This is a genomic window from Symmachiella dynata (assembly GCF_007747995.1).
Lineage (GTDB): Bacteria > Planctomycetota > Planctomycetia > Planctomycetales > Planctomycetaceae > Symmachiella > Symmachiella dynata.
This window is the reverse complement of record NZ_CP036276.1, coordinates 1,249,742-1,273,084: the sequence shown is the minus strand read 5'-3', so window position 1 is coordinate 1,273,084 and position 23,343 is coordinate 1,249,742. Positions and strand designations below refer to the sequence as shown.

General features: G+C 55.7%; 22 protein-coding genes. 10 read left to right on the top strand and 12 right to left on the bottom strand.

The features are described 5' to 3' along the window. Positions 1-50: 50 nt before the first annotated feature. The 3 genes from Mal52_RS04795 to Mal52_RS04785 form a co-directional block, all read right to left on the bottom strand. Positions 51-1,427 (bottom strand): DUF1501 domain-containing protein, encoded by a 1,377-nt coding sequence (locus Mal52_RS04795; protein ID WP_145374578.1) that lies wholly within the window; start codon positions 1,425-1,427, stop codon positions 51-53. Positions 1,428-1,704: 277 nt separating this feature from the next. Beyond that, positions 1,705-1,917, bottom strand: a complete 213-nt coding sequence (locus Mal52_RS04790) for a carbon storage regulator (protein ID WP_145374577.1) — start codon at positions 1,915-1,917, stop codon at positions 1,705-1,707. Positions 1,918-2,279: 362 nt separating this feature from the next. Next, positions 2,280-3,227, bottom strand: coding sequence for an IS110 family RNA-guided transposase (locus tag Mal52_RS04785; RefSeq protein WP_197534660.1), 948 nt, complete (start codon positions 3,225-3,227; stop codon positions 2,280-2,282). Positions 3,228-3,849: 622 nt separating this feature from the next. On the opposite strand from Mal52_RS04785, the gene Mal52_RS04780 reads away from it, so the two are divergent. Both Mal52_RS04780 and Mal52_RS04775 read left to right on the top strand, forming a co-directional pair. Beyond that, a complete protein-coding gene (locus Mal52_RS04780; protein ID WP_145374575.1) occupies positions 3,850-4,908 on the top strand; it encodes a Gfo/Idh/MocA family protein in 1,059 nt (352 codons plus the stop codon). 267 nt (positions 4,909-5,175) lie between these two features. After that, positions 5,176-6,015, top strand: a complete 840-nt coding sequence (locus Mal52_RS04775; protein WP_145374574.1) for an MBL fold metallo-hydrolase — start codon at positions 5,176-5,178, stop codon at positions 6,013-6,015. Between the two features lie 48 nt (positions 6,016-6,063). Here the strand turns inward: Mal52_RS04775 and Mal52_RS04770 are convergent, their stop codons facing one another. The 4 genes from Mal52_RS04770 to Mal52_RS04755 form a co-directional block, all read right to left on the bottom strand. Next, the gene (locus Mal52_RS04770) at positions 6,064-6,804 is read right to left on the bottom strand and encodes a PP2C family protein-serine/threonine phosphatase (protein ID WP_231962526.1); all 741 of its coding nucleotides are present in this window, start codon (positions 6,802-6,804) and stop codon (positions 6,064-6,066) included. A 191-nt stretch (positions 6,805-6,995) separates the two neighbouring features. Beyond that, on the bottom strand, positions 6,996-7,733 hold the full coding sequence (locus Mal52_RS04765; RefSeq protein WP_145374572.1) for a PIG-L family deacetylase: 738 nt from the start codon (positions 7,731-7,733) through the stop codon (positions 6,996-6,998). Continuing rightward, the gene (locus Mal52_RS04760; protein ID WP_197534659.1) at positions 7,723-8,823 is read right to left on the bottom strand and encodes an alpha/beta fold hydrolase; all 1,101 of its coding nucleotides are present in this window, start codon (positions 8,821-8,823) and stop codon (positions 7,723-7,725) included. The genes Mal52_RS04765 and Mal52_RS04760 overlap by 11 nt, the downstream gene beginning before the upstream one ends. 209 nt (positions 8,824-9,032) lie before the next feature. Continuing rightward, complete coding sequence (locus tag Mal52_RS04755; RefSeq protein WP_145374570.1) at positions 9,033-9,743, bottom strand: PTS sugar transporter subunit IIA; 711 nt, start codon at positions 9,741-9,743, stop codon at positions 9,033-9,035. A 15-nt stretch (positions 9,744-9,758) separates the two neighbouring features. Between Mal52_RS04755 and Mal52_RS04750 the strand changes: the two genes are divergently transcribed. Continuing rightward, positions 9,759-10,055, top strand: coding sequence for a hypothetical protein (locus Mal52_RS04750; RefSeq protein ID WP_145374569.1), 297 nt, complete (start codon positions 9,759-9,761; stop codon positions 10,053-10,055). Here Mal52_RS04750 and Mal52_RS04745 read toward each other — a convergent pair. The 3 genes from Mal52_RS04745 to Mal52_RS04735 all read right to left on the bottom strand — a co-directional run bounded on the left by Mal52_RS04745 (position 10,022) and on the right by Mal52_RS04735 (position 13,597). Beyond that, complete coding sequence (locus tag Mal52_RS04745; protein WP_145374568.1) at positions 10,022-10,867, bottom strand: sugar phosphate isomerase/epimerase family protein; 846 nt, start codon at positions 10,865-10,867, stop codon at positions 10,022-10,024. The two genes, Mal52_RS04750 and Mal52_RS04745, sit on opposite strands and share 34 nt — an antisense overlap. Before the next feature lie 580 nt (positions 10,868-11,447). Next, positions 11,448-12,500: a DUF3500 domain-containing protein gene (locus tag Mal52_RS04740; protein WP_145374567.1), complete on the bottom strand. Its 1,053-nt coding sequence runs from the start codon at positions 12,498-12,500 to the stop codon at positions 11,448-11,450. Positions 12,501-13,273: 773 nt separating this feature from the next. After that, complete coding sequence (locus Mal52_RS04735; RefSeq protein WP_145374566.1) at positions 13,274-13,597, bottom strand: hypothetical protein; 324 nt, start codon at positions 13,595-13,597, stop codon at positions 13,274-13,276. 387 nt (positions 13,598-13,984) lie between these two features. Between Mal52_RS04735 and Mal52_RS04730 the strand changes: the two genes are divergently transcribed. From Mal52_RS04730 to Mal52_RS04705, 6 genes are all read left to right on the top strand, one after another. Then, complete coding sequence (locus Mal52_RS04730; protein WP_145374565.1) at positions 13,985-15,184, top strand: A24 family peptidase; 1,200 nt, start codon at positions 13,985-13,987, stop codon at positions 15,182-15,184. A 67-nt stretch (positions 15,185-15,251) separates the two neighbouring features. After that, positions 15,252-16,598, top strand: a complete 1,347-nt coding sequence (locus tag Mal52_RS04725) for a dicarboxylate/amino acid:cation symporter (protein WP_145374564.1) — start codon at positions 15,252-15,254, stop codon at positions 16,596-16,598. 360 nt (positions 16,599-16,958) lie between these two features. Continuing rightward, positions 16,959-18,008, top strand: a complete 1,050-nt coding sequence (locus Mal52_RS04720) for a hypothetical protein (RefSeq protein ID WP_145374563.1) — start codon at positions 16,959-16,961, stop codon at positions 18,006-18,008. Between the two features lie 90 nt (positions 18,009-18,098). Next, on the top strand, positions 18,099-18,599 hold the full coding sequence (locus Mal52_RS04715; RefSeq protein WP_145374562.1) for an NUDIX hydrolase: 501 nt from the start codon (positions 18,099-18,101) through the stop codon (positions 18,597-18,599). 239 nt (positions 18,600-18,838) lie between these two features. Further along, the gene (locus tag Mal52_RS04710) at positions 18,839-19,930 is read left to right on the top strand and encodes a hypothetical protein (protein ID WP_145374561.1); all 1,092 of its coding nucleotides are present in this window, start codon (positions 18,839-18,841) and stop codon (positions 19,928-19,930) included. A 71-nt stretch (positions 19,931-20,001) separates the two neighbouring features. After that, a complete protein-coding gene (locus Mal52_RS04705; protein WP_145374560.1) occupies positions 20,002-20,523 on the top strand; it encodes an HD domain-containing protein in 522 nt (173 codons plus the stop codon). A gap of 95 nt (positions 20,524-20,618) precedes the next feature. On the opposite strand, the gene Mal52_RS04700 is transcribed toward Mal52_RS04705, so the two are convergent. Both Mal52_RS04700 and Mal52_RS04695 read right to left on the bottom strand, forming a co-directional pair. Further along, positions 20,619-21,416, bottom strand: a complete 798-nt coding sequence (locus Mal52_RS04700) for a hypothetical protein (RefSeq protein ID WP_145374559.1) — start codon at positions 21,414-21,416, stop codon at positions 20,619-20,621. A gap of 94 nt (positions 21,417-21,510) precedes the next feature. Continuing rightward, on the bottom strand, positions 21,511-21,816 hold the full coding sequence (locus tag Mal52_RS04695) for a zinc ribbon domain-containing protein (protein ID WP_145374558.1): 306 nt from the start codon (positions 21,814-21,816) through the stop codon (positions 21,511-21,513). A gap of 187 nt (positions 21,817-22,003) precedes the next feature. Here Mal52_RS04695 and Mal52_RS04690 point away from each other — a divergent pair, with 187 nt between their 5' ends. Further along, positions 22,004-23,335, top strand: coding sequence for an extracellular solute-binding protein (locus Mal52_RS04690; RefSeq protein WP_145374557.1), 1,332 nt, complete (start codon positions 22,004-22,006; stop codon positions 23,333-23,335). Positions 23,336-23,343: the final 8 nt, after the last annotated feature.

Genomic DNA, 23,343 nt, shown 5'->3' with positions numbered 1-23,343 from the left:
AACGCCCAGCATCCTCTCCCATATGCGAGGGAAAAGAATCTGAAACGGCACTAAGCAAACAACTCGCGAACCGCACGTACACCGGAATCCACCACCGGAATCGGTCGCCCTTGCGGACCGGGGAGCAAATGCTCCAGATCAATGCCCAGCGCTTCATAAATCGTCGCCGCTATCTCAGCAGGATTCACCGGACGATCGGCCGGGTAGCCGCCCGTGTCGTCGCTGGCACCCACGACGCGTCCCCCCTGAACACCGCCGCCGGCAAAGAACACCGTCCAACATTGCGGCCAGTGGTCGCGTCCACCCGCGGGATTCACTTTCGGCGTCCGTCCAAATTCCGCCAACGACGAAACCACGGTGTTCGCCAACATCCCGCGCTGATCCAGATCTTCGATCAATGCCGAGTACCCTTGATCGAAACTGGGAGCGACGATCTTCTTCATCCCCTCAATCGACGTGAACGGCTTCGACCCGTGGATGTCCCAGGTGATTTCGCCAAAGACGGTCAGGAACGTATTGACGGTCACAAACCGCACGCCCCGCTCCACCAACCTTCGCGCCAACAGACAACTTTGACCAAACCGCGTCCGCCCGTAACGATCGCGAACCGAGTCCGGTTCTTGATTCAAATCAAATGCCTCACGCGCTTGAGTCGAGGTCATCAGTCGATACGCTTGCTCGAAATTTTTGTCCAACAACTGCGCCCGTGGAGCCGATTCGAACTTGGCAACGTTCTGATCCACTAACGAACGCAATTTCTGCCGACGATCCGTCCGCACAGCGGGTAGATCCGCCGGAGGCAACAAGTCGGGGACTTTAAAATCCTTGACCGAAGGATCGGCATTCAGCACGAACGCATCATGCTGCTTTCCCAAATATCCCGCCTCTTGCCCGTGCGGCAGATTGCCGCCGGTGCGGCCCATCAATTCGGGAATGACAACGTGCGGCGGCAAATCACCGCGTCGCCCCTTCATGAAGCCCAACGTGCATCCCACGTGCGGCGATTCCAATCCACCACGGAATAAGCGCCCCGTTTGCATCATCTGGTGTCCGGTATCATGCACTGCGGCAGCCGTGTGATACACGCTGCGCACAAACGAAACCTTATCCGCAATTTTCGCCATCTGCGGAAACATTTCGGAAATCAACACTCCCTCAGCCGCAGTTTGAATCGGCTGAAACGGACCGCGAATCTCCGCCGGTGCATCGGGCTTCATGTCCCAGGTATCGAGTTGGCTCGGCGCGCCCAAATTAAACAGCATGATGCCGTTGACGTCTTTATCTTTGTCGACCGCGCCTTGCGCCTGAAGCGCCGCCATTTCCGACATCCCCAAACCGAGCGCGCCCAACGATCCCACTTGCAAAAAATCGCGTCGCGACACACCGTCACACGTTTGCACGCGTCCGGCGCCTTCTAGGTTCATCATCGCTACGTCTCCAATACAACATCGCTATGGGAGAAGACCGGCCTCGCTACAAACGGCGATTCGGTTCTGGGCACAGATCTATCGAGAGTCCGCCAACGTGTGGCGGATGTGATCACCACAATTCTGATGATACCGCCCCGAGGAAGCCCAAAGCAACTGCCAACACGCGTGGTTGAGGGCAATCTGGGCATCTGCGCAGCGTGAAATCCGGATGATCCCGCCAATTGTCAGCGGGATCATCCGTTTTCTCGAAAAGCATGCGGCATCCGCCCTGCCATTAACCGGCTGCGGCAAATCCGTCGGTACGCGGTGCTGCCTCGAGCGATTCGGGCAGTTCGATATCGACGCACAATTCTTCACGTACGATGTTGAGGTGTTTGGGCGCGTCAAATCCCAGTCGCACTGCATTCGGTCCCACACGGATGACCGTAATTGCAACGTCGTCCCCAAGCAGAATTCGCTCTCCCGTCTTTCGTGACAGAACAAGCATAATCTCGGTCCCCTTCAAACAGCGTCCTTTGTTTATGTCCGTCGAGACCCTCAGCGGTCACCTTCCGCATGTTGCACCAGTTGGAAGGCGATTAAAATCGACGAACGACCCAATCCTTTAACGACGGCCCCAAAGGTTCGTACAGGACCGTCGCCAATATCATGACGCAGCCAGGCGACCAACTCAAGTCCAAACCCCCACCGCCACCCTCCCCAGACAAAAAATCCCACCCCGCCAGTCAACACTTTTAGAGCCGCATCACCCCCTCATTCCGCTGAAATTTCCGCACCTATTTCGTAACGACTTAGCCTTGCAGACAGGGGATTAGCCACAGAGCGGCTGTGTTTGTTGTCAATTGTTTTTTAGGCATATTTGGGGTTCCACATCGAATTGTTTTTGACGAGCGTATTGAGGATGACGAGGAGTTTTCTCATGCAGGCGGTCATCATGATTTTGAACGGCTTGCCCTGGTCTGTAAGCCGTTTTGCAAAGTCTGCAATGATGGGATTGCAGCGTTTAGCATTGAAAGCGGCCATGTACAGGGCGTTGCGTACCGAGGCGCGTCCGCCGCGGATGGAGCGTTTGCCATGAAAGCGTCCGCTATCACGATTGAACGGTGCCAAGCCAGCCAAGGCGGAAATTTCCTTGCGGTTGAGCAGCCCCAGTTCCGGGAGTTCGGCCAAGAGCGAGCAGACTGTGACCGTGCCGACGCCCGGAACGGAAGCGAGGATGTTGCCTTTGTCTTTCCAATGGTCGTCGGATTCGAGCAGTTCGGCGATCTGCTTGTCGAGGGTTTTGATTTGTTTGTTGAGCAACGTAATCATCTGTTGCATGCTTTTTTGAACGATCTTCGCGACGGGAAATTCCTGCCGGTTTGTTTCGGCCGTTCTGAGGTCGATCAGTTGTCGTCGTCGAGTGACGAGTTGCTGCAATTCCTCTTGTTTTTCGTGGTTTTCGGCAATCGTTCTGGGGCGGACGTGCTGCCCAAAGCGGGCGATGACGCGAGCGTCGATGCGGTCGGTCTTGGCCAGGATGCCGAGACCTTTGGCGAAGTCGCGAACCTGACGGGGGTTGACGACGGCGACGAGATGTCCGGCGGCAGCCAGTTCGGCGACGAGCCGTTGCTGATATCCGCCGGTGGCTTCGAGGACGATCAAACAGGTTTCCGGTTGGGGCAGGAGTTGATGCAAATGCTCAAGGTCCTGCGTGTCATAGGTGAGGGAGTGTTGTGTTTCCTGCGGAAGGAGACACAGATCGAAAGAGTTTTTGGCGACGTCGATGCCGACAAAGGAAGTAATAGAGCTGTCCATGGAGCGGTCCCTGTCTTGCAAATGCGAGCTCGATGCGACGCGAGGTTGCGATCGGCTCTTGCGGCTGTTCGGGCTAAAATCCACAGGCCGACGACGACCTCGCTCTGTGACGGTCTCTGGGGACCTGGGCACGATCGATCTGCCGCCGGCCGCCGTGGAAAAGCCTGCTTCGCTACGCTGCGCAGCCTTTTCCACGGCAATGTCCATTACATCAATTGTTTCAGTTAAATCCAACATACAAGGACACAGAGAATTCTATTCAACGGTCCGCCTAAAAAAGAGGGTCAGTGGCGACTTGTCCGGCAGTGCAAACTGTGTGATCAGAAAAGAGAGTACTGGACAAGCCGGCAGCACCCGATTTTCGAATGTGTTTGTTTTTTCAACGGGCCGTAAACCTCGATGACTACTGACAACAGATTTGCTCTGTGTCCTCTGTGAACTCTGTGGCTATTTATTTTCAAAATCTTGATTGCGGCATAGTCGCGCTGGGTTTTATCCCGATTCAATCTGCGGCTAAGAATACCCGCCACGACTTGACGGATAACGCCTTGGGCACAATGCTAGGGGTCGTTTACGAAAAATAACACTTGCCATTTCGCGCAAATTACAAAAGGCTTTTCGCATGGTACGGATAGGAATCATCGGGCTCGGTTTCATGGGCATGACGCACTTTGAAGGCGCCAAAAAAGTTGAGGGCGCGAAAGTCACCGCCATCGCCACCAGAAACCCCGCTAAACTTGCCGGCGATTGGACCAGTATCCAAGGTAACTTCGGCCCCCGCGGCGGACAGGTTGATCTGTCCGACGTCAAAACCTATTCCGACTACCACGAACTGCTGGCCGATCCCGATATCGATCTCATCGATATCTGTCTGCCGCTCGATCAGCATGAAACCGTCACGCTCGAAGCGATCGCCGCCGGCAAAGCGGTTATTGTCGAAAAGGCGATTGCCCTGGATGTGGCCGCCGCTGACCGCATGGTCGAAGCCGCCCGCGCCGCCGGTCGGCTATTCATGGTGGCCCACGTGCTGCCGTTTTTCCCCGAATTCAAATTCGCCGCCGACGCCATCATGAGTGGCAAATACGGCAAACTGCGAGCCGCGCATTTTCGCCGGATGATCTCCAAGCCCGACTGGTCGGACGACATGGCCGATCCGGCCAAAACCGGCGGACCGGGTATCGACTTGCACATTCACGATACGCATTTCATTGGCTGGGTCTGCGGGACTCCCCAAGCGGTGCAGTCGCGCGGAATCTTAGAAGACGGTTACGCACAGTACCTCAACACGCAGTACCTGTTCGACGACCCCGAACTAACCGTCAGTTGCGTCAGCGGCGGAATCTCAGCCGCAGCAATGCCCTTTGCCCATGGCTTTGAAATCTATCTGGAAAAAGCGACATTGGTTTATGACTTCGCCACTCTGGGAAGCGAACCGACACTCAGCCAGCCGCTCACCGTGCTGCATGCGGACGGAACGGTCGAAGTCCCACAACTCGATGGGGACGATGAGTGGTGCGCCGCGTTTACCGCTGAACTGCAGGTCGCCGTCGATGCTGTCCGCAGCGGTGAAGAACCCCGTCTGCTCTCCGGCGCACTCGCCCGCGATGCACTCAAACTTTGTCACTACGAAGCCCAGAGCATCGCTACCGGAAAACCGGTTTCCATGGACGGCGACGCCTAGCAGCGAAAACAGGCCATCCGGCATCGTCGCCCCCATGCACGCCGCTGTTCTCCCAACTGCGGGAGCGGCGGTCGGCTTGCCATCATCCATGACAGTGGTACCATCGGCAGACCGGCTTTTCGAAAAATGGCCAGATGCTGGAACTGCACCACCAAAGCGACATGAATTCGCACACACGCGGTGAACATTTCCCAACGCAGAGTGTCGTTTCAACCTACCAACGAACTTCCCTTCCCCCCGGCTCGGCCGGTGGAACCGACGACGAGCATGCTGAATAATCTGCCGCTGAAAACATTGGAATTCAAAGGACTGACCATCGAGGGCTATTCCCGCGCGGCTGTCCAAAGCTATTGGCGAATCCCCGAACTCAAACTCGGCTTCGACCTGGGCGGCAGCCCCTGGGAATTCATGGGCACGTCAACGTTTTTTGTTTCCCATTGCCACCTGGACCACCTGGCCGCAATCCCTGTCTACGTCGCGCGGCGGCGGATGATGAAGATGGAACCGCCCACGATCTATCTTCCTGCGGACATGGTCGATCAAGTGCGGCGGATGTTGCAGGCCTGGCAACGCCTGGACCGGGGACGCATGTTGTGCGACTTGGTCGGCGTGCGTCCGGGCGATGAATTCGAGATTTCGCGCGAACACGTGGTCACCGTATTCGAGACGGTCCACACCGTCTCCTCGGTCGGCTTTATCGTTTGGGATCGTCGCCGCAAACTGAAAGCCGAATATCAAGGGCTTCCCGGCGATCAGATTCGAGACCTTCGTTTGAAAGGCGAAGATGTCACGCGGGAGATCCGCTATCCGCTGGTCTGCTACACGGGAGACACAGCTCCTCCGGGGCTCGATAACGACGCGGCCACCTATGAAGCCCGCGTGCTGATCACGGAGATGACCTTCTTCCGCCCCGAGCATCGCAAGGAAAAAATCCACAAGTTCGGACACATGCACCTGGACGATCTGATCGCCCGCGCCGAGAAGTTCCAAAACGAACTGATCATCGTGGCGCATTTCAGCACGCGGTATCACGAAAAAGAGATCCGCCGCGCGGTCGAAAAGCGATTGCCCGCAAAGCTAAAAGAGCGCTTCCACCTCTGGCTGTAACATGGTGGTTGCTGCCGACTCTTCCGGCAATGGCTCGCTACAGCCAAGTCAGTCCACGTAAACCACCACGCAGGTGATGTTGTCGTTGGCCCCGCCGTCTTGCGACGCTTGCACCAACTCGTCCGCGGCCTGCTGTGGTTCGGCACAACGCTTGAGAATCTCAGCAATCTGATCATCCTCCACGCCTTCGTTCACGCCGTCGCTACACAGCAGATAGCGATGCCCTGTGGTCAACGGCAGCATCTTGACTTCTGCGCCGTTGTTCCCTTCTTTGGATCCCAAATAGCGATGCAACACGTTCTTGAACCGATGTGTCTTTGCATCTTCTTCGGAAATGGTTCCCGCATCGACCAGCGCCTGTGTGAGCGAATGGTCTTTGGTCAATTGCAGTAGCTTGTCGTCGGCAAATCGATAAACCCGACTGTCGCCCACTCCGGCGACATACAATGAATCCCCCACGGCGACCGCCAAGACAATGGTCGTCCCCATGTTGAGCGAATTCACGTCGATTGCCGCAAGCGTCATGATATCGGCGTTTGCGTGGCTGATCGCGTCTTTGATTGCCGACTCGACAGTTTCCGGCGACTCGTCTTTGAACTCAAGACGTTTTTCCAATTCCACGGGAACGATTTCCGAAGCCATTTCACTGGCCCGTTCTCCGGCGGCTTGGCCACCCATACCGTCGGCGACAATGAAATACCGCCCATCGGGATCGATCATGAACCGATCTTCATTGTTATCCCGTTTATTGGTGATGCTCTTGGCACCCCAGCGGAATTTTTTTGCCACCACCCGACTATCCTTTCCGCCCGATTCCCGTCGCCATCGACGGCCGACAACCGACCGCATTACATTTTGACACGCTTGAATGACGTGTTTTAAACCATCAATTATCCATCGTAACCAGCCCACGGTTCCCGTTCAATTCTTGCCCCGAGCCAATTCCTTGCCCCAATTTAACATTTTTGCCGAATTCAGTCCTACGAATCCGGCAGTACTGTTTTTAACAAGTCCCGAACGCCTAAGGTAGTCGCACACAGCAACATTTCTCCCGCCTCAAAGCCTGCGCTTGCCCCATAAAACTGGTTTTGGCTTTCGACGAGACGGAAAACGCGATCCTTTTCCGGAGGAAATTGTGTGCGATAAGCGCGAATCGCCTTTAATTTTAGCTCGATTGTCTCACTAATATCCACTACAAAATGCCCGGAACTCTCCGGAAACTGCAACGTCGAAAGTCCCAGCGGATACCACAATTGCTTAGAAATCGAGTGGACCGGCAGGTGGTCGAAATCAGCGTCCCACTTGGTCAGTCGCGAATAGAAGATGGCTGCATCGGTGATTTGCATCGCCTGCCAATGGTCGGGAGACGCCAGCGGGGTCTTGCCTGCCAACCCCAACACGACCCGCGGCCGATAACGGCGAAAGACCTTGGCCAAGGCCACCCGCGTCTCGAAGCTGTCGAACAACTTGCGATTGGGCAAGTCCAATGTCTCGCGAACCTGCACCCCCAAAATCTCCGCCGCCTCGCGCGCTTCAGCCAATCGCACTTCCGGCCCCGGGCTTCTCGGTGTCGGCTCTCCGTCGGTCAAATCGATGATCCCCACGCGATACCCTTGGCGAACCAAACTCGCCAAGGTTCCCCCGCAGGCAATCTCCACATCGTCCGGATGAGCACCGACAGCTACGACATCCAATGCTTCAGGAAGTTCAATCGTCATGGGACTCCGTTGTGTTCGCAATAGGTGTCGCCGCTGCGTCCTGCGCGGCGGGAGGGGCACTGCCGGATTCCGGCAACGGCTCCCCGCGGTAGAAAGGTTTCAACAATTTTGCCAAGCGATGCGGATGTGTTAGATACGGCACCTGTCCGGTGCTGTCGATCCAGAATTCCTCAACATTCGGCAAACGAGATTTCAACTCCGCCTGACAAGCGGTGGCGATGCGGCCTTCCCCCTCCGTCTGCACAATCAAGGTCGGCTGTTGGATTTGATCCAACTGGGATCGTAAATCAATCTGCTGCGCCAACGCCGCCCGCCGGGCAATGATGCGCAGCGGCACCGAGTCACAGTTTTCTGCCAAAAACTTCCACCGCGAACCATCAAACGGCGGGAACCACAGACCATGATTTTGTTTTTGCACGCTCGCCCGCAACGGAACATGCTGCAATCGGCCGGGTACAAATTTACCTAACCCAATCAACAACCGTTCGGCTGGCGAAAAATGTCGAAAGGCAAAGCCACCTTGCAATGCCGCGCGGCGGATACGTTGAGGTTGATCCTGCATCGCTGCCAGGCCCAACGCCCCCCCCAATGTCGCGCCATACAACGAAATGACATCGTCACCAAAACAATCCGCAACCGCGAACAAATCCTCAACAGCCTCCGAAACGGTCACCCTGCGCGGAGGCAATTGCGCCCCCGGTTCGCTGGAAAACTCATCGATGAACACACAACGAAATTCATCACGCAGCACCGCGGCGGTCAATACGAACAATTCGCTCGTCCCACCAAAGCCATTCAAAAAATAGAGCGGCTCGCCCTCGCCCCAGGCGCGGCAATACAACGAATAACCATCGCGATTCACGACCGCCGTGGTGGCCTCTTCGCCAAACTTCTTCATCACCCCCCGCCACGACATCGGCGTCGGGCACGTGCCGCCCGACTCAGCCGGCTCACCACCGGCAGCTGCCGCATCCTCACCACAGTCTGGGGAAGAAGCGTCGCAACACGATTCCTCAGTCTCCTCAGGGAGGGCAGATGCTCCCGGCGCGGCATCGGTGGCAGCGGTTGATTGTGAATTATTGGACGGCATGATCATGAAACGCTGGGCATTAAGAGAATCTTACAGCAATACGAATAATTTGGTGAGCAAGATCAACGGCTTGATCACCGGCTCACCCCGACCCAAAAAACATCTTGCTGGGATAAGCATTGAAATTGCAAACCGGATAGTAATTATCGAGGCCAGACAGGAGAAATCAATACCTGCCATGGGAATCCCCCCTCAGCAGCATGCTGCGTTCAGGCCTCTTCCGTCAATCGATTGTCCGCCTGACAAATGATTTCGTAAGACGTACGCGAGTCTTCCGCTTCGCGCAATTCGTCGATAAACCCCGGCAACTGCAACATCCGCCCCAACCGAGCCAACACCAACAAATGCGTGCGTGAATCTCGGCAAAGCACCAGAAAAAACATGTCGGTCAACTGGCGTTTCGGCGCTCCAAAGGCAATTCCCGATTGCGTGCGGCCGTAGGAAATCATGGACTCGCCCAACGCATCGGCCATCGGTGTACGGGGGTGCGGAATGGCGACACCGTTTTCATACCCGGTGGGAATCACGCTTTCACGCTCCTGGACTGCGGACAGGATCGCCGCCGGCTCCCACACTTGCCAAGTCCGCCCCGCCACTTCGATCAGTTCCTCTAGAACCGAACGTTTGGTCTTACCTTCCATCGGGACTTGCGTGGTTTCCGGATACAAAAAGCTGCTGACCGGCAACCCTCCTTCGACCTCCGCCGAAACCTGGGCTTCTTCCACCTCTAACAACTCGACGTCATTGTATCCCCGCATCTCCATTTCCAACCATTGTGTGATTTCCGCTGGATGAAACCGCCACTGGCCTTCAACGCGATGCCCGGGCAGACGGCCGCGGCTCACTTGCTTTTCCAAGTCGCGACGGTCACGCCCCAATTGTTCGGCCAATTGCTCCAGCGTAATGAACTCGTGAGCCATGGACTGCACTTCTCTATGTCGCAAATGAAAGGGGCAAAAACGGTGCGCGACGCCGATGGGATACAATCAACCGGATCGTCCATTCTCTCCGCGCCAAAAGCTTTCACGGTGGGCATTCTGCAGATGCACCGCAATAGCGACTCCACAAACCTGGAGTCTGACGATCGGAAAAAATCGCGCGCCTGCGCTGAATCAAAGATGACAACGCCGCTTGTGCCCCGCAAGCCCGGCCAGGAATTTTCCGCAATCCACCTGGCGATTCACGCTGGGGGGAGGGACTATTTCGAGGGAATCGCCTGCGGAGTCTTTTGACCCGCGGCGTCCAGCAGCAGCCGATCAAACTGCACCCGACATCGGTCGATCACACGATCGTAGTTGGATTGCCAGAGACGATCGGACCAAATCCCCACGTCGAAAAATCCGTCATACCCACCCCGTTCGAAGGCATCGATAATACCGACTAACGGCAACCGCCCGTCCCCTAGCATCACGCGGTCGGTCAACGTCCGTGGAGCGGTGCCGGAGTCACTGAGCTGGACCGTGTTGACGTAGGGCAAAATCGTACCAATGCGGGAAACAATGTCCGCCTCACCGGCCAAATGAAATGTATCAAAGGCCATGCCGACATACGGATGGTCGCACGCGTCCAGAATATCCATCACATGATCGATGGATGAGAGAAACGACCAATGCCCGCACAACTCTTCACGCGACGGTTGTAACGCCAACTCCACTTGGTGTTCGGCGGCAAAATCGCCTAACTCCGCCAATGCCTCACACAACAAGCGACGACTATGGTTGACTGTGTGTCCGTTGCGTCCGCCGCTAATCAGCACCAAACAGGCCGCCCGCATATCGCCGGCCAGCCGAATGGCATCGCGAGCATCGTCAACCATTTCCCGATAGGAATAACCGTTCGTCCCGGTAAAACCTCCGGCCCAAGACAAACTGGAAACCGACAGGTCATATTCCCGTAACAACTCGACCGCGCGCTCTTCTCCAAACTCCGCGATCTTGTTTCGCCAAACACCGATGCCATCCAGGCCCGCTTTTGAAAATGCTATGACGTCTTCGATAAATGACCAGCGAAAGGTGGTCACTTCATTCATCGACATCTTCGGCATGCGCCCAATTCCTCTATATGAAGGATGTTCCACACAAACGACCTCTGCGACAACGAATTGGACAATCGTCCAATTCCCATCCGTCGCAAAACTCGAAAGCCGAAACAAGGAATGTCAATTATAAATCAATACACGCGCTACGAAATAATGTGCCACGCCAAGAAAGAGCGGGCGAACGCGTGAAAGAATCGTTTTACAGCGAACCAGATGAGAATCTTTGTGAGATGGCCGTTAATCTTTCACCAGCAACCGACAACATCAATTCCGTGAATCAGTAACACGAATACAACACTTCGTGCCGCTGGACCACGTACTTTTCCTAGCAGACCAGATATATCGCGAGATAGCCGTGACTGTCAAGCAGTGCTTTCCCGCACTTTTCATTTTCAATGCGGAACCATGAATCGTCCTGTGCCAATCGGCACAAATGTGAAATCACTGCGAGTCGACATTCAGTTGCGATATGGCGCAACGCGCGAATCCGCAGCGTGCCTGTTTTGAAATAGAGCGACGCGGCACAATAAACATCGTGTACCGCGCCTTTTCAAAACGGCGCTCCCCGATTCAAGATCGTTCGGCGCTAAGCATTCAATTCAACAGAAGCGTCATCAGCAACATTGACCCACACATGGACGTGCGGAGCGCCGCGGAAGTGCCACACAAACGACGGACCTTCCAGTCGCCAAATATCCCAGACGCCGTCATCGCCAATATCTTCGGACTGATAAAATGCCAAATGGCAGTTGTCCAGACCGCCCTGTTTGTCCAACAACTTCATCGCCTCGACCTGATCCGAATCGCGATACGGCTCCAAAAGCGTTTTGAGAACGCCCTGAGCATGCTCTTTCTGATCGCGTGACAGTTCGCTGATCCGAATTCCATCGAAGCCGCCTTGTTTGCCTTGGAAATCGACCGCACTTTCCTCGGGAGCCGCTTCAACCAGTGCCACCTTACGCTGTTTGCCGTCGAGCATTTTGTACAGCGCGTTGGCCTTCATCGCCTGGTGCCAATACACGTTCCCCGGATGGTCCGGTGCTTCGGTGCCTGATTGCGCAGCATGTCCATAAAAGATCGGACCGCCAAACGCCACGTGATCCGCGCTGTCGCCATCGCAACGGACCGTCAAGTGCCGGCCAGTCATCACGAATTCAAACTTCCCGGTATCCGGTTGGCCGAAAATCGCGATGGTTTGCTGCTTGCCATATCCCCCCGCATCGTCTTTGAGCTGCTTGAGAATCTGCTTTTTCCAATCGGCGCTGTACAACCCATAGAAGATCGCCTCGATCATTTCCTGCTGATCTTTGGTGTAAAAAGCACTGGCGACGTTGTACTTCTCTTTATCGGTGATCTGCCAATTGTTGGCGACACGCGACCGCAACAGCCCCCGCTCATCGTCCACATGATCCCAATCGAAACAGACCTGCTTGCGTTGTGTTTCGGACAACGAACCGTACAGTTTTTTGACCAAGGATTCCGGTTGTTGTGGTTTCTTTTCATCCGCCAAAATCACATTCGGCAAAGAGACCGCCGAGGCGACGGTCGCTGCGGCACCGACGGTGGAAACAAACTCGCGACGCGACAAGGAGACCAAGCCATTCCCTACAACATCCGGACATCGTCGATCATCAGTCATCGTCATCTCCTTGGCAAAAAAATAAGGCGGAGTGTATTGGCGAGCGCGACGCCAGGTGGTTTCAAATCGCAACAGACAACCGTTAGCCGACATCAAAATGCAACTGAAACCAGTCATGTGCTTTGGCTACAGTATGTATCAGGTCGATTAGAAAATGCAAACCGGATTCGGCGATTCCGCCAACATTCCACGAATCATTTTTTCGGCCCAAACCCACTTGCCAAAACGTTTCGAGTTGATCAACGAAAACCCACCTCGCGCCTCAAGTGAGCACAACTCCCTGGCACCCACCTCGATTTCGACAGCACATGCAACCAACTTTTTTGCCGCGGCAAGGCCACGCGCACGCGTCATCATTCAGTTTGCAATCGGCCAGACACATGCGTTCATTCGATGGCATTCTGGAACAAATTATTGCGTCGAGTGTCAACGAGTTTCGGCCGCTTTTTTTAGCAACACGAAGCGATCTGCTATTCGTAACACTTCGTCGCGAGAGACCACGTGAGAAGCATCGGCCACCACAGACACCCGTTGACTTCAAATAGACGAATGCCCTCTGCCATAGCAAATAGACGCCGACGGCAATTGCCGCCAGCGCCTATCGACACTTCGATTCTTTGTGGGGGTTCAGCGAAGCCACAACGTAGCGCCGCCGGAAACAGTCGGACCGATCACGCTGGTTGAGGATACGTGGGCCAGGCGGGCGCAGCTGGTCCAACGCATCCTGCAACCAACATCGTGGACCAACTCACTCAACCGATCTGCAGGCGCTGTTAATACCGGCCGCGATATCGATATCGTCCTCGATAACCAAACCGCCCGTAGCGGCCACGATACCGAACATCAAACCGATTTCCCCGGTAGCCAAACCGAGCGCCATACGCAGTGAACCGCCGCAAATCGGGTCCCACGTAAACCGGTGCAGGATAGACAGGCTCCACATAAACATTCCGCGTATACAGGCCGCCGTAACCGTAGCCACAGTCATCGTATTCATAGACTACCCGGCCGGGGCCCCAGCCTGCCTTCGCAGTGCTCGCACCTCCGATCACCGATAACCCGACACCCAGTGCGGCCAACACAAGCAGTTTCCTCATCACACGCTCCTCGAACATGAACGGAAGACAACACTTAGGAATTCCACGCGGAATTCCTCTAATTCTGTTCTCACTGCCCCGGTGAAATCGTTGAGACTCACTCGCAAAAACAGGACCGTTCACTCCACCAATTTCAGCAACGTTGCGGTAAGGTCATGCCTCACGGTCGATTGCGCGCTGCCAACTCACTAGAATGTCCCTAGTGATGCAAACACGAACTGTCTCAAAACCGCGAATCCTGTCGTCGGTTTGAAGGCGCTTTTCGAGATGCAACTTGGAATTGGCATTGGACAAAAACGTGTCATCACAACAGTCAACTTCGATCCGCCGCAATGATCGGCCCGCGATTGTCCGAGACCGAACACTAACTGGGAAAATAAACCGCGAATGGTCGAGTCCGCACACGCCGCAAAAATTTTGCGAGCCGTTATCCTGATCACGGCGGCCCTCTGGTCCGTGGCTGCACAGTCAACATTGATGGCAGAGGACGCTCCCACCACACAGAGCGCTGACGACCCCGCACGCATGTCGGTGATCCCCGCCAAACCCCTGCATCGCCACACCGTCGAAGAACCACCGCAATCCAACTGGCGATTCAATGCCATCTATTGGTACTTTGCCGTCTGCTCATTCATCATCGGTGCTTGCGTTGGCAGTTTTCTCAACGTCGTCATCTATCGTCTACCACTGGGCATGGGATTATTGCGGGCGGATTCCCATTGTCCGCGCTGCAAAATGCCAATTGCTTTTCGGGACAATGTGCCGATTTTTGCGTGGTTAAAATTGCGCGGACGCTGCCGCGAATGCGCCGCACCGATTCCACCCCGCTACATGTACGTGGAACTGGCCACAGCATTGATTTTCCTGATGTTGGCCTTCGTCGAATTATTATCCGGCGGCGCCAATTTACCGGGCCACACACTCGTTGACACATCCGTCTCTCCCTTAGCTGCGCTCAACGTTGAGTTGATCGGCATTTACTTCACACATTGCTTCTTGGCCAGCGCACTGTTGTGCTGCGTCTTGATCGCGGCTGATGGACACGCCTTGCCCAAGTCGCTCGTGATTCCCACGATCGCCGTTGGGTTGTTCTCACCCTTTCGCGCCGACGCCTCACTGCCCCTTCCAGCCAACTGGCCTGCCGCCGATGTGACGCAAGCGGCTCTGGGACTAGTCGTGGGTGGGCTATTGGGCGCCTGCATTGGCATCGCTGAGCGATATGACACTGATGGAAAAAAACGACAACGCAACCTCGCAATCGTTTTGGCAATCATCGGTGGTTACCTGGGCTGGGACCTGTCGTTGCTTGCCGCCGGTCTCACCGTGATTGCGTTATTGACCGTCTCCCTATTCGGCAAGCATCTCCATTTCTTAGAACAGATCCCCACCGTCTTCTTCCCCGCCATGACAGTCTTACTTCTCATCCCATTTTGGAGTTTGTGGACCGCTGCCAATCGATGGTCGAACCTGCAACTCCACACTTTGGTCTTGATTTGCACTGTGCTGATCTTGATCATCATTTCGTTATTTGCCCGGCACCTGCGAATACGACACCAAACGCCACACAACGCGATCACCCCTGTTTAAAACGAAATTCCATTCGCCCCAAACGGTACCACCAATAATCGTTTTGCCCCCTCAAGGAGCAATCACCATGGGACAACCTGCTACAAAAACCGCCACGAGCCCCCCGGAACAAAATGCTCGTCCCGCTGGGCATGGCACTTTGTACATCGTGATCGCGATCATTGCGGCCATCGCGGTGGCTTGGGTTCTCCCCAACTGGGCCATACACCTCGAACTGGGAGGGCAGATCTTTCTGCGGTTGTTGCAAATGGTCGTGGTGCCGTTGGTCATGGCCAGTGTGATGAGCGGAATCCTTGGCTTGGGCGACGTCCGCAAACTCGGCAAACCGGGCGCTTATGCCGTTTTGTATTACATGTCCACCACAGTTCTCGCTGTCGCTACCGGATTGTTGGTCGTGAATTTGATCAACCCGGGACAAGGCATCGACCCAGCCATCGTCACCGGCGCCCAGGAGGAAGCTGCGGAACATGTTGACAAAGCGACGGCGGAGATTGAAAAAGCGGCCGAAGGACAAGAGGTCTCGCTCGGCTTGATCTTCAAAAAACTCGTGCTGATGCTCTTCACAGACAATCTGCTCGGATCGATGGTCGAGGTCAACCTGTTGCCGCTGATCGTGTTTAGCATCATCTTCGCGGGGATGCTGACGACCATGGGGGAGCGGTCCCACACGATTGCCACGCTCGTCATCAGCATCAACGATACGTTAATGGCCTTCATCATGCTGTTGATGAAGGTTGCGCCGCTTGGAATTTTCTGTCTCGTTGCATCGCGATTCGGCAAAGCGAATGCCGAAGACAAACTCGACGATCTTGCCGGTGTTCTGGCCGGCTACATGGGAACCGTCCTCGCCGGCCTCGCCATCCATGCGCTGATTACCTTGCCGCTGTTGTTGTACATCTTCACCCGTCGCAATCCGTTTCGCTTCATGGTGCAAATGGGGCAAGCGGTGCTGACTGCATTTTCCACCGCCAGTTCAACCGCCACGCTGCCCATCACCATGGAATGCGCCGAAGTTCAAGCCGGCGTCTCCAAGCGCAGCACGGAATTCGTCTTGCCGCTCGGAGCCACAGTCAATATGGACGGCACCGCTCTCTACGAAGCGGCCGCTGCGATATTTATCGCCAACGCCTACGCGGCCATTGACCCCAGCTTCGACCTGAACTTCGTCGACCAAATGACAATCGCCATCACCGCCACCCTAGCCGCCGTCGGCGCTGCCGGAATCCCCGAAGCCGGTTTGATCACGCTGCTCATTGTGCTGAATGCCGTTGGGTTACCACTGACGCTCGTCGGTCTGATCCTGCCGGTCGATTGGCTGTTGGACCGCTTCCGCACCGCCGTAAATGCCTTCGGGGATTCCGTCGGCGCCGCCATCGTCGACACCAGCTTCACAGACAAACCGACCGACAAATAAGCCGCACGGGTTCATCACCCTAAGAGACGTTTCAGGCAATTCCTTCCCTGATTCAATGCGCGCGAAAAGGGGACCAACCAAGCACGACTGTCTGTCATCGCATCTCCCTTTGGCAATCTCAAATCGCGTTTCTTGTTTCAATCGCGAAAAAACCTGTTGTAAGATGAAGTTGTGCGCACATTTTACCGACAGCGGGGCTGGACTCGTTTTTGGCATATTGTTAGCATCCCGCCCCTTTCCCTCATCAGCCTTTCTACAGTGCAATTCAGCGCCAACTGCCGGTCGCCGAATTCGCTACGAAACCGTGGGTCTCCATGCGGAGACCGCGATATCGTTCAACAAGAGAAAACGGAGTTTCTCGTGTTCAGCAGACAATCCGCCGCCATCGTTTTCGGTTGCATCACACTCGCCACCGTTTTGTATATCCCCTCTGTGGCGGAGGCCAAGATTTCCGCCGTCCCAGGACGTCGCTACACAATCGACAAACGGCACGGACCGTGGATGATCATGGTCACAAATCTCCGAGGAGAAACCGAAGAAGCGCGCAAGAACGCCGCTGAAGGGGCCGATGCTTTGGTTTTGGAGTTGCGAAAAAAAGGGTTGCCCGCCTACGTATATAGCCAAGAAGGCAAACTGCGATCCTTTGAAGCAGTCGATCAATTGGGCCGCCGACAAACCGGCGCCTACGCTGCTCAGCGCAACCAAATCGCCGTCATCGCGGGGAACTACTCCTCAATTGATCCCACGACCAAAGAAGGCAAAACCGCTCAAAAAACGTTGGAATGGATTAAAAATTTCATCCCCACTTCGCTCGGCAAAGGCCGCTATATCAAGACGCCCGGTAAACCCAATCCGTTTAGCCGCGCTATGCTGGTCCCCAATCCGCTGCTCACGCCCGATGAGTTGCAACAACGCAAGGACCATAAACATCTCAGTTATTTAAACAACGGCCTCGACTACAGCCTCTCCCAAAATCCCGGCAAGCTCACCCTGGTGGTTGCCACGTTTCACGGCGACTCAATTTCAATGAAAGACTCGGGGGATTCAGCAAGTGCCCGTCGAATCGAGAAGTTCGAAAAAGGCCTGAAAGAAAGTCAAAGTCTCGACAAAGCCTACAAACTATCCTATCAACTCGTGCAACTGATGCGCAATCAGAACTTCGAGGCCTATGTCTGGCATGACCGCTATCAGTCCTATGTGACCGTCGGTTCATTCAATAACAAACACGACCCCCGCATTCAGACATTGTACGAGCGTTTTCGCGCCAAACAGCGAGAACACAATGGCCAGATACATCTGGTTGCCGAATCAATTCAGGCCAAGCGCAATCTCAAAGACGGCAAAGAAATTCCCATGTTGAACTTCCCCATGGATCCCAAGCCGCGGCTCATGACGGTTCCCGAATTATAAGTCGGGAAAAGCGAGAGTCTCGCCTCGATCGCATCGCGCGCGTCACGCTACGGTTTGTCCTGCGCCCCCCCGTTCTGATACGATGCAGCCATGCCGCAGGAAATATTTGACATCGTTGACGAACGGGACATCGTGATCGGGCAAGCGCCACGAGCGGAGGTCCACGCGCGACGACTGATGCATCGCGCCGTGCATATCTTTCTGTTCAATAGCCGCGGCGAATTCCTGCTGCAAATGCGGTCCGCCCACAAAGACGAATATCCACTGACATACACCTCCTCCTGTTCAGGACATGTCGACACGGGCGAAACCTACGAAGTTGCCGCGTCGCGTGAACTGGGTGAAGAACTCGGCTTGTCCTGCCCCCTCGAACCGCTGCACAAATTCGCCGCCACACCAGAGCTGGCCATGGAGCATTCCATGCTCTACCGCGCCGTCTCCGACGACGAACCGGTCATCGACGAATACGAAATCGACTTCGTCCGCTTTCATACACTGGACGAAGTCCGCGACATGCTCGCCACACAACCGGAAACGTTTTCACCACCGCTGCGCGAACTGCTGAGTTGGTATTTCCAAAACATCTCTTAATCACGCACGCATCCAAGCATTGGGCGGCTCACCTCTCTGCCACGACGACCAAGCATCTTTTAATACAATCGAATTGCCAAACCGCAGCGCGTGTCTAGAATCCCCCGCCCTGCGGTGAACGGTCGCTCAAACTTCCACTTCGCCAATTCAATCTGAGTGCCTTCAGTCGGTTCGTTGTTGTGACTTTAAGATTGCCCAAATCATTCATAATCCGCATCTCCTGCGTCGCGTTTTTCATCGTGTCGTTTTTTTCGCAGGCAAATGCCTGGTCTGAAGAACAGCCCGCGGCCGATCTCAAAATTGTCCCCGCATCGGGGACCTTTGCAGATTCGGAATCACTGAATGATGCCCCGCTGGTGATGACCACTCCGACCGGTATTCAGGTCGAAGACATGATGCAAGAAGAACGTCGCTCCAGCCCATCCGCGCGCCGCGGCGGCAACCCCTTCGGCGGAGCGCGTATGCGTCGCCCAGGTTACTCCGCGACTTGGTATCCCTCGACTTCCGTCGACGATCAACAAACAGATTTCGGCCTCGTGCGACAACTCTTCACCATGGGCGCTCCCATCTGGCGGCAAGATGGCGACATCGTGATCCTGCGGACGACGGTCGAGAATTCCCTGTTCTCAACCGATGCCATTTTGCCCGATACCGGACGCGCATTTCCCGACGAATTGTGGACCGTCAACGTCGGATTAAATTACATCCATCAATTCGACAACGGCTGGTCCGGGGGCTTAATGACAACCGTCGGGTCTGCCAGCGACAAACCGTTTCACAGCATCGACGAAGTCCGAGCTTCGGTACTAGGTTTCCTCCAAGTGCCCGCCGGCAATGACCGGGATACATGGCAATACTCGGTCATGTACGCGCCGTTTTCCGACCTCAACTTCCCCATCCCCGGCGTCGCTTACGGCTGGAATCCGTCCGAAACCTTTCAAATGAATGTCGGGATTCCATTTTCCGTCACCTGGAAACCATTGGACGCACTGGCATTCAATGCGTCCTATTTCCCGCTATACAATGTCAACGCGCTCGTGACGTACGACTGGACCGACGATCTTCAATTCTATGGTGGCTTCGAGACCATTCGCGAAACGTTTCTACTCACCGACCGAGCCAGTCGCAGCGACCAATTCTTGGCCTCCGAACAGCGCGTCATCGGCGGCCTGCGTTGGAATGTTTGGAAGTACGCCGCATTGGACGTCAATGCCGGCTACGCCTTCGGACGCTACTACGGCGAAGGTGGAAATCGTCGCGACGAACTGTATGATCTCGTCGACATCGCCCCCGGCCCGTTTCTCGGATCAAGTCTGATCGTCCGCTTTTGATGCCTGCTGTAAACCGGGTGTCAAATCGGTTCACATTAACCGGCGTTCTAAGTCAAAGAACTCCAACAAACATGCCCGCATCAGTCGCTCATATCATCACAATCGTCCTGGACAGCTACGAGTTGTCGCCGTCCGGGATCCACGGCGTCGCTCATTGGGCTCGTGTACTAGAAAACGGGCTACGTTTGGCCGAGACAACCGGCGCCAACATTGAAATTGTGAAACTGTTCGCCGTGCTACACGATTCCCAGCGACAAAGCGACGGTCACGACCCCGAACACGGACCCCGTGCCGCCGAATTCGCACGCACGCTGCAAAACGACGTGTTTCATTTGAGCGACCACGACTTTGCCTTGCTTCATAAGGCTTGCGCCGGTCATACCCACGAACGCACGCATCCGAACATCACCATCCAAACCTGTTGGGATGCGGATCGTTTGGACATTGGCCGCGTTGGCATGCAACCCCATCCCAGCCGTCTGTGCACCGATGTGGCGAAACGGCCCGAGACCATCAAATGGGCCAATGGCCGCGGCGCGATGGGGTACGTCCCGGATTTCGTACAGGACGTGTGGGGCATCGAGTCGGATTGAGGCAAGACCAGCAGGGACGCTGTTGTTGTTCTTCTGACAAGAAAACACGCACCCGTTGATTTCCAAACAAGTGCATGGGATCGGTCAAGTCGCGGTCAATCCAAAAACGCCACGTGCCGCATGGCCCGCGACTCGTTTTCAGTGTTCATCGCTACGCGATGCCAACCCGCCAAAGTAATCGTGGCATGGTCTGGATGCCGAATCCGACCGCGAACGTAAACACCCGCGTTCCGCACCATCGATGTCCACCCCCAATTCTTGGCGTTGCGGTTTCCCGAAAGAATATTTCGATACCGCTGGGCAGTGACACCATTGGGGTGTCGCGAACAAACATAGACGGACTCACCGCCAGTGCGGTAACAAAACTCCGCCCAGTGCGGCTTACCACCGCCGCGCCGCAACGGTTCATTGCTCAGAACCCAAGATTCATCAACAGCCAAATCGTCCGTCGGCAGAAAGAACCATTCGCCCTGTCGGATAAAAGCGGTGTTCTTGCGACGATTCCGGGCTTTGCCGGAGACTCGCTTTTGCGACTCGGCAGCGCGGACTTCAAGCGGCTTCAATGCATCCTTGGCCTGAGCCACCATTCCCACCGGAGCCGATTCGGGAATCCCAGCCACAAACCAATGCCGCTCATCATGCCCACAAAGAAACTTGCTCTTCTCGCCGTTCTCCCGCACCATCAACAACAGATGCCGATCCCGCGGCTGCATGTGCAAGACTTCGACATTGTCAGCATCAGCCGCACGGATCGCGAAGAACTCGCCGCGGCGGTCGATGCCGATATCGAGGCGAATTCCTTGCTGATCCCTAAACCGTCGGGGAGGTGGCCCCATCACCTTCAGACGCGCACCGATCTGCGCGAACTTCTTGTCGAGTAATGCAGTATCCATGCTCCCTTCGACACCGAAGTCTGAAAGAAGGTTCGCACGACAGCCCAAAATAACATCGCTGTTTAACCGCTGTGAGAGGAGCCATTCGGCGAGTTCAAAACCCCAGCCCGAGCCACAACAGACACAGGCATAAGATCACCGCGATCACTCGAATCACCAACTGCTTGCCCGTCACCCGCATGCCGTCCGGCGCATGCTGTGGGAATTCGCGGTCGATGAATTCGTCGTAGTCAAAGTCCTCGTCCTCGTCGTAATTGGCGTCGACATCGTCTTCTTCTTCGCCCCACCCCGTATCGTCGCTCGCGCCACACTCCCGGCAAAATGTCGCCCCGCCGGCCACCGCCGCACCACAATTCGGGCAGGTGAAATCGTCGCTGTCCGACTCGAATCCCGTCGACATGCCCCCCTCCTCTTCTTACCCGATTTGTAGCAACCACGTTTCAACGCAGTCATTGAACGAAACTCGCCGCCCAGAATCAATCCCCACTCCTTTGACGAACCACAAAACTCACGCCTAGCGATCAGCGCATAGCAGCGATAAGATTGACCATGACAACCCTTTTCCTCCGACAGGTAACCACAAGCGTATGCGTGATCGCATCCGACCGATTTTATTGGCAACGATCGCTGTGAGCCTATTCGGTCTCAGTTGGGCCGTTGGCATGCGTTCCACGGAAAGCGATATCCCCCCCGACCGCGAGCGCGTTGTCTTCTGGCATTTCTGGGGCGGCAAGTACCGGCATGTTGTTCAGGATGTCGTGCAGCGGTTCAATGACTCGCAGACCGAATTCTGGGTCGAAGAGATTGCCGTTCCGGGACAAAACCTCGACATGAAATTCTTCATGGCGCTTGCCGGCGGCGACTTTCCCGATGTGCTCAACCAAGACGATCAAATCATCGGCCAATGGGCAGAGCGCGGCGCACTCACCCCGCTCGATCAACTCATGCCGGCCGAAGAATACGCCCGGCTCAACGACTGGCTCAGTCCTCCCGCTCAAAAAATCGGCACCTACGACGGTCGACTGTATGCGCTCTGCAACGGCCTGGACATCCGTATGATGTTTTATCGCCGCGACATCTTAGCCGGCCGCGATGTTCCCACAACCCTCGAAGAATTCAATGCCATCACGCGGCAACCGAGCAACGACCCGACGCGGATCGTTTACCTCCCCGACGATCGTCGTTTGTGGGCTTGGGGCATTGCTTTCGGGGGTCGGTTCTATGACCCCGATACGGGAAAAATTACCGCCAACGATCCGGCCATCGTGCGAGCACTGGAGTGGATGGTCTCTTACAGCCAATTGCACGGCCTGGTAAAAATCCGCGCCTTCCGCAGCACCAACCGCGAAACCGGATCGCAATCAATGCTGCTCGAAGGCAGTCATGGTGTGATGATGGATGGCCAATGGCGGATCGAACCATTGGACGCGGCGGTGAGCGACAATTTTGATTATACCGTCGGCCCCCTGCCCCACCCTCCTGAGGGCAACCCCAATGGCGGTTGGGTGAACGGCAATTTTTTCCTCGTCCCTCGCGGCTGCAAAAACCCGCGTGGAGCATGGGCCTTCATGAAATTCTGGGCCGGGTTCGACGGCCACGAAGCCGAGGCCGCCCAAACCGCCGCCGCCGGAGGCTGGATCCCCGCCAGCCCAAACGTCGTCACGCAACCGACGTTCCAAACGTTCCTCAACGAGCACCCCAACTTCCGCCTATTCGTCGAACAAGCCCACAGCCCCAACCAATGGCCCACCCCAAACATCCCCGTGCAGGCCTACTTCTTCGAACGCATCAACCAAGCCACCGAAGAGGCCCTGGCATTAAAAGCCTCCCCCCAACAAGCCCTCAACACCGCCACGCAAGACATCCAACGCCACCTGGATGCGTTACGTGCCGGCAATCACAAAACACAAGCGAAGTAGACCGCCCC

What these genes read in the sequence shown, in the direction of transcription:
- Mal52_RS04795 (WP_145374578.1), bottom strand. Translation starts at nt 1,427, where the DNA reads ATGATGAACCTAGAAGGCGCCGGACGCGTGCAAACGTGTGACGGTGTG.
- Mal52_RS04790 (WP_145374577.1), bottom strand. Translation starts at nt 1,917, where the DNA reads ATGCTTGTTCTGTCACGAAAGACGGGAGAGCGAATTCTGCTTGGGGAC.
- Mal52_RS04785 (WP_197534660.1), bottom strand. Translation starts at nt 3,227, where the DNA reads ATGGACAGCTCTATTACTTCCTTTGTCGGCATCGACGTCGCCAAAAAC.
- Mal52_RS04780 (WP_145374575.1), top strand. Translation starts at nt 3,850, where the DNA reads ATGGTACGGATAGGAATCATCGGGCTCGGTTTCATGGGCATGACGCAC.
- Mal52_RS04775 (WP_145374574.1), top strand. Translation starts at nt 5,176, where the DNA reads ATGCTGAATAATCTGCCGCTGAAAACATTGGAATTCAAAGGACTGACC.
- Mal52_RS04765 (WP_145374572.1), bottom strand. Translation starts at nt 7,733, where the DNA reads ATGACGATTGAACTTCCTGAAGCATTGGATGTCGTAGCTGTCGGTGCT.
- Mal52_RS04760 (WP_197534659.1), bottom strand. Translation starts at nt 8,823, where the DNA reads ATGCCGTCCAATAATTCACAATCAACCGCTGCCACCGATGCCGCGCCG.
- Mal52_RS04755 (WP_145374570.1), bottom strand. Translation starts at nt 9,743, where the DNA reads ATGGCTCACGAGTTCATTACGCTGGAGCAATTGGCCGAACAATTGGGG.
- Mal52_RS04750 (WP_145374569.1), top strand. Translation starts at nt 9,759, where the DNA reads ATGTCGCAAATGAAAGGGGCAAAAACGGTGCGCGACGCCGATGGGATA.
- Mal52_RS04745 (WP_145374568.1), bottom strand. Translation starts at nt 10,867, where the DNA reads ATGCCGAAGATGTCGATGAATGAAGTGACCACCTTTCGCTGGTCATTT.
- Mal52_RS04740 (WP_145374567.1), bottom strand. Translation starts at nt 12,500, where the DNA reads ATGACTGATGATCGACGATGTCCGGATGTTGTAGGGAATGGCTTGGTC.
- Mal52_RS04735 (WP_145374566.1), bottom strand. Translation starts at nt 13,597, where the DNA reads ATGAGGAAACTGCTTGTGTTGGCCGCACTGGGTGTCGGGTTATCGGTG.
- Mal52_RS04730 (WP_145374565.1), top strand. Translation starts at nt 13,985, where the DNA reads ATGGTCGAGTCCGCACACGCCGCAAAAATTTTGCGAGCCGTTATCCTG.
- Mal52_RS04725 (WP_145374564.1), top strand. Translation starts at nt 15,252, where the DNA reads ATGGGACAACCTGCTACAAAAACCGCCACGAGCCCCCCGGAACAAAAT.
- Mal52_RS04715 (WP_145374562.1), top strand. Translation starts at nt 18,099, where the DNA reads ATGCCGCAGGAAATATTTGACATCGTTGACGAACGGGACATCGTGATC.
- Mal52_RS04705 (WP_145374560.1), top strand. Translation starts at nt 20,002, where the DNA reads ATGCCCGCATCAGTCGCTCATATCATCACAATCGTCCTGGACAGCTAC.
- Mal52_RS04700 (WP_145374559.1), bottom strand. Translation starts at nt 21,416, where the DNA reads ATGGATACTGCATTACTCGACAAGAAGTTCGCGCAGATCGGTGCGCGT.
- Mal52_RS04695 (WP_145374558.1), bottom strand. Translation starts at nt 21,816, where the DNA reads ATGTCGACGGGATTCGAGTCGGACAGCGACGATTTCACCTGCCCGAAT.
- Mal52_RS04690 (WP_145374557.1), top strand. Translation starts at nt 22,004, where the DNA reads ATGCGTGATCGCATCCGACCGATTTTATTGGCAACGATCGCTGTGAGC.